Source organism: Stenotrophomonas sp. 05L44_2, assembly GCF_056665995.1.
Genome location: NZ_JBFTNR010000231.1, coordinates 1 through 5,404, shown reverse-complemented (window position 1 = coordinate 5,404; position 5,404 = coordinate 1). Strand labels below are relative to the sequence as shown.

General features: G+C 68.1%; 6 protein-coding genes. 3 read left to right on the top strand and 3 right to left on the bottom strand.

Annotated elements, in window-relative coordinates; all coding sequences use genetic code 11:
- Positions 1–719 (top strand): LysR substrate-binding domain-containing protein (locus AC1VAN_RS09870; RefSeq protein ID WP_480985724.1); only part of this gene is annotated, 719 nt, incomplete at its 5' end.
- Here the strand turns inward: AC1VAN_RS09870 and AC1VAN_RS09865 are convergent.
- A complete protein-coding gene (locus AC1VAN_RS09865) occupies positions 688–1,155 on the bottom strand; it encodes a YehS family protein (RefSeq protein WP_025878370.1) in 468 nt (155 codons plus the stop codon). The two genes, AC1VAN_RS09870 and AC1VAN_RS09865, sit on opposite strands and share 32 nt — an antisense overlap.
- A gap of 85 nt (positions 1,156–1,240) precedes the next feature.
- Here AC1VAN_RS09865 and AC1VAN_RS09860 point away from each other — a divergent pair, with 85 nt between their 5' ends.
- Together AC1VAN_RS09860 and AC1VAN_RS09855 are read left to right on the top strand one after the other, a co-directional pair.
- Positions 1,241–1,735: a hypothetical protein gene (locus AC1VAN_RS09860; RefSeq protein ID WP_099844680.1), complete on the top strand. Its 495-nt coding sequence runs from the start codon at positions 1,241–1,243 to the stop codon at positions 1,733–1,735.
- 88 nt (positions 1,736–1,823) lie between these two features.
- Positions 1,824–2,576, top strand: a complete 753-nt coding sequence (locus AC1VAN_RS09855) for an SDR family NAD(P)-dependent oxidoreductase (protein WP_025878372.1) — start codon at positions 1,824–1,826, stop codon at positions 2,574–2,576.
- Positions 2,577–2,662: 86 nt separating this feature from the next.
- On the opposite strand, the gene AC1VAN_RS09850 is transcribed toward AC1VAN_RS09855, so the two are convergent.
- Entirely contained in the window at positions 2,663–3,556 is an 894-nt protein-coding gene (locus AC1VAN_RS09850; RefSeq protein ID WP_032977036.1) for an SPOR domain-containing protein, read from the bottom strand.
- Positions 3,557–3,577: 21 nt separating this feature from the next.
- Positions 3,578–5,266: an arginine--tRNA ligase gene (gene argS, locus AC1VAN_RS09845; protein ID WP_025878374.1), complete on the bottom strand. Its 1,689-nt coding sequence runs from the start codon at positions 5,264–5,266 to the stop codon at positions 3,578–3,580.
- Positions 5,267–5,404: the final 138 nt, after the last annotated feature.

Below are 5,404 nucleotides of genomic sequence, written 5' to 3'. Positions count from 1 at the left end.
CCACCGCGGCGGGAGAGGCGTTGCTGGTGCACGCCCGGCAGGTGCTGGCCAGCCTGCGCCACCTGCGTGCCGACGTCGCTGCCGTCAGTGGTGACGTGCGCGGACTGCTGGCGATCGGGCAGATCTCGTCGCTGACCGGCGTCGACGTGGTGGCCATGCTGGCTGCCTTCCAGCAGCAGCACCCGCAGGTGGAGTTCCAGTTGCGGGTGGACAAGAGCGAGACCCTGCTGCAGCAGGTGCAGTCGCGCGCACTGGACGTGGCGCTGGTGGGGCTGGCGCCGTCGGCCCATCTGGAGGGCGTCTGCCACCAGATGCTGCAGGAAGAGGATCTGGTGGCCGTGCTGGCGCCGCAGCATCGGCTGGCCACGCGCCAGCGGTTGCCGTTGGCGGCGCTGCAGGATGAGGCCCTGGTCGATTTCCCGCGGGGGACCGGCGCGCGCCGGCAGACCGATGATGCGTTCGCCGCAGCGGGCCTGCCGCATCAGGTGCGTTTCGAGGTCAACCTGATGGAACTGGTCGAGCGCTTCGTCCGCCACGGCCTTGCGGTGGGCATCGTGCCAGTGCGGATCGCCGACGGTTTTGAAGGGGTGGTGCAGGTGCCGCTGCAACCGACCCCGACCCGGCGCGTACATCTGGTCTGGCAGCGCCTGCCGACGCCGGCCGCACGCGCCTTCGTCGACGCCGTGCTCAGCTGCGCAGGCGCAGGCTCAGGCCCTTGAGGAAGTTGCGCAGCATCTGGTCCAGGCAGCGCCGGTAGTTCTTGTGGCCGGGCTGGCGGAACAGCGCGCCGAGTTCGGATTTGGAGACGTTGAAGCCGATGCTGGTGAAGATCTCCATCATGTCGACATCGCGCAGCTGGAAGGCCACGCGCAGCTTCTTCAACACCAGGTTGTTGTCGATGCGGGTTTCCACCGCGCGCGGCGCCTGGCCCTCATCGTGACCGCGCAGGTGCAGGATCAGGCCATCGAGGAAGTGCGCCAGCGCACTGTCGCTCATCGGCTGGAAACCCGGCTCGTCTTCACGCAGCAGCCAGGCCTTGGCCTGGTCGACATCCACTTCGAACGCCGGATCGGCCATCTGGCACAGGGTCACCACGTGGTGGTCGCCGAGGTCCAGGGAGTAGCGCACGCTGCGCAGTACATCATTATTGATCATGGCCCATTGTACCGGCCCTGCGGCTGTAACCGGACTGTCACCGGATTGCAGCATCGTGAGCGCTGTTCTGCAGAGACCCTCTCCGATGCGCCGGTACCTCCTTTCCGTTCTGCTGGCCGCCAGCAGCTTCGCCGCCACCGCCCAGGACCGTTTCGTGCCCGTGGAGCAGCGTCTCAGCGCGGCCCAGCTGGCCGAAGTGGGCCTGGACGCGACCCAGCTGCAGACCCTGAACCGCGTGCTGCGCGAGGCCGAGGCATCTACGCCCGTACCCACGCGGGCGGCGGTTGCGGCCAACACCGGCGCGCCGTTGCCGGCCAACGTTCCCGCCCCGGCGGCGATGCACCTGGGCCTGGAAGAGGGGCCAGTCAGCGCGCGCGTGGTCGGCGACGTCGCGGGTTGGCAGCCGGGCTCGGTGTTCACCCTCGACAACGGTCAGCAGTGGCAGGTGATGAAGGGCCAGATGAAGCTGCGCAAGACCCTGCAGGCACCGCAGATCGAGGTGATTCCGGGTATCGCCGGACGCTGGTTCCTGCAGGTCGACGAAGATCTGCCGAAGGCACGCGTGTTCCGCCTGCGCTGACCGCGCGCACCGCAGCGGGCCGATCAGGCAACGCAGCCGTGGRCCGACGGTGCCAGAATGGCGGTCTGGTTTCCCACGGAGTTGTCTGATGACCCGAACCGTCCTGATTACCGGCGCCACTTCCGGCTTCGGCGCCGCTGCCGTACACCGCTTCGCCCAGGCGGGCTGGAAAGTGATCGCCACCGGCCGTCGCAGCGAACGCCTGCAGCCGCTGGTCGAGCGCTACGGCAAGGAGGTGGTGCACGCGGCCGTGTTCGACGTGCGTGATCCGGTCGCGATGGAAGCGGCACTGCTGGCGCTGCCGCCGGCCTTCGGTGACATCGATCTGCTGGTCAACAATGCCGGTCTGGCCCAGGGCACCGCGCCGGCGCAGAGCGCCAGTCTGAAGGACTGGACGACGATGATCGACACCAACATCACCGCGCTGGTCACCCTGACCCATCGCCTGTTGCCGCAGCTGGTGGAGCGCAAGGGCGCCATCATCAACATTTCGTCGGTGGCCGGTGTCTATCCGTATCCGGGCGGCAACGCCTATGGCGGCACCAAGGCGTTCGTCAGCCAGTTCTCGCTGGGCCTGCGTTCGGACCTGCACGGTACCGGTGTACGCGTGACCACCATCGAGCCGGGCATGGCCGAAACCGAGTTCACCGTGGTCCGCACCCATGGCGACCAGGTTGCGTCGGACAAGCTGTACACCGGCGCCAACCCGATGACCGCCGAAGACATCGCCGAGCAGATCTTCTGGGTGGCGAGCCTGCCCCCGCACCTGAACATCAATCGCCTGGAACTGATGCCGGTCAGCCAGTCGTTCGCCGGTTTCCAGGTTGCCCGCGAGAGCTGATCCGCTGTCTGCAGCGTCGAGCCCGGCGCTGCACGGGCAAAAAAAAAGCCGGGCAATGCCCGGCTTTTTTCATTATGCCTGCACGCTTACTGCGCCTTGATCGCCATCGCCTGCAGGCCGGTGCCATCCAGCTTCTGCTTGGCTTCGGAAAGCTCACCGGCGGTGCCATAGGGCCCCATGCGTACGCGGTACACGGTCTTGCCGTTGATCTGCGCCGACTCCACGCGTGCGGCCAGGCCCATCATCGCCAGCTTGGCCTTGGTCGCTTCGGCATCGCCGGACGCGCCGAACGCACCGGCCTGCAGGATGTAGCGGGCGTTGTCGGCCGGTGCCGGGGCTGCTGCAGTGCTGGCGGTGGCCGGCGCGGTTTCGCTGCGTGCCGCAGGAGCGGCGGCAACGGTGCTGGTGCTGGCCGGCGCGGTGGTGGCCGCTGGCGCGGCGGTCGTCGGGCGTTCACTCACCGGCGTCGGCAGCGGACGGCTGGTGGCGGTCACCGGCGCGGTGCTGGCAACGCTCGCCGTCGCCGCAGGGGCTGCGGCCGCAACCGCCGCCGGCACGGGCTTGCCTTCCAGTGCGGCCTGCGCGCGCTGCGCTTCGGCCTTGCTCCGGCGCTGTTCCTCGGCGCGCGCGCTGGCGGCCAGTTCGGCGTCGGACATCTCCACTTCCTTGCCAGGCAGCAGGGTGTAGAAGTCGTACTGGGTGGCGGCCGGCTTTTCCGGCTCAGCCGGTTTCGGCGTGACCGGCTGTGCGGCCGGCTGGGTGCCGACATCGCCTTCGCCATCGGCCACCGGCGCCGGCTGCGCGTTCGGGTTCGGCTGCGGACCGGCGCGCAGGAAGCCATCGCCCTCGCCCTTGAACAGGTTCGGCGCCGCCAGGAACACCACGGCGGCGATCGCCACGCCGGCAACCAGCCACACCCATCCGGGCGTGCCTTGGCTGCTGTTGCGCCGAGCCTGTGTCTTGCCGCGTCGTGCTGCCATGTCTACTGCGTCTCCTGAGGCTTACATTTTTTCCGGGGCGGAAACGCCCAGGAGGTCGAGGCCGTTGGCCAGTACCTGGCGCGCCGCGCAGGCCAGGGTCAACTTGGCATTGCGATCGGTCGCGTCGTCCACCAGCACCGGCGTCCCGTGATACCACGTGTGGAAGGCGTGCGCCAATTCGCGCAGGTACTGCGCGACCAGATGCGGTTCCAGCGCCACGCCGGCCGCTTCCACCACTTCCGGATAACGCGAGATCTCGTTCATCAGGGCCAGCGATGCGTCATCGGCCAGGCGGCCCAGATTGGACAGGCCGGTGCCCTGTTCGTAGACCAGACCCTTCTCCTGCGCCTGGCGCAGCAGGCTGCAGACACGGGCATGTGCGTACTGCACGTAGAACACCGGGTTGTCGTTGCTCTGCTGACGGGCCAGGTCGATGTCGAAGGTCAGCTGTGAATCGGGCTTGCGTGCGATCAGGAACCAGCGGGTCGCGTCGCGGCCGGCTTCTTCGATGAGGTCGCGCAGGGTGAAGTAGCTGCCGGCACGCTTGGACAGCTTCACTTCCTCGCCGCCGCGCATGACGGTGACCATCTGGTGCAGCACGTATTCAGGCCAGCCCTGCGGGATGCCCACTTCCATGGCCTGCAGGCCGGCACGCACGCGCGCCAGTGAACCGTGGTGGTCCGCGCCCAGTTCGGTGATCGCGCGCTCGTAGCCGCGCTGCCACTTCGACAGGTGGTAGGCCACGTCCGGCACGAAGTAGGTGAAGGTGCCGTCGGACTTGCGCATCACGCGGTCCTTGTCGTCACCGAAGTCGGTGCTGCGCAGCCACAGCGCGCCGCCTTCCTCATAGGTATGGCCCGACGCCTGCAGCTTGGCCACTGCCTCGGCGACCTTGCCATCGGCGTACAGCGAGCTTTCCAGGAAGTAGATGTCGAAATCCACGCCGAACGCGGCCAGGTCCAGGTTCTGCTCGTTGCGCAGGTAGGCCACGGCGAAGCGGCGGATCGCCTGCAGGTCGTCCGGGTCCTTGGCGCCGACCACCAGGGTGCCTTCCAGGTCGACGCTGGCGCCGGACATGTAGGCACGTGCCACGTCGGCGATGTAGTCGCCGCGGTAGCCGCCTTCCGGCCAGCCTTCCTGGTCCGGGGCAATGCCCTTCACCCGGGCCTGGGTCGACAGCGCCAGGTTCTCGATCTGCACGCCGGCATCGTTGTAGTAGAACTCGCGCTTGGCATTCCAGCCGTTGGCATCGAGCACGCGTGCCACGCAGTCGCCGATGGCCGCGGCGCGGCCGTGGCCGACATGCAGCGGACCGGTCGGGTTGGCCGACACATACTCCACGCCTACCGTGCGGCCATTGCCGGACAGGTTGCGGCCGTAATCGGCGCCTTCCTTGATGACGGTGACGGCTTCACGCTGGTACGCGGCCGGCGCCAGGTGGAAATTGATGAAGCCGGGGCCGGCGATCTCGACCTTGCTGACGTCTTCGCTGCGCGGCAGTGCCTCGACCAGCGCCTGTGCCAGTGCGCGCGGATTGCTGCGCGCGGCCTTGGCCAGCAGCATCGCGGCGTTGGTGGCGAAGTCGCCATGGTCGCGGGTCTTCGGGCGCTCGACCACGAAGTCCGGCGGCAGGGAGTCGACGGGCAGGGTGCCATTGGCGCGCAAGGCTTCGATGCCTTGGCTGATCAGGGCGCGGAGGAGATTTTTCACGAGGCCTGCTGTGAGAATGAGCGGCGGAATCGCCCATTTTAGCGCAGATGCCGGCCTCAACGCTGACCGGGGCCTGCCTGCCAGGGCACGCGTCGCGGCGTGCTGCTGCGGGGCTCATCCGACCAGGCGGGCCTGGAG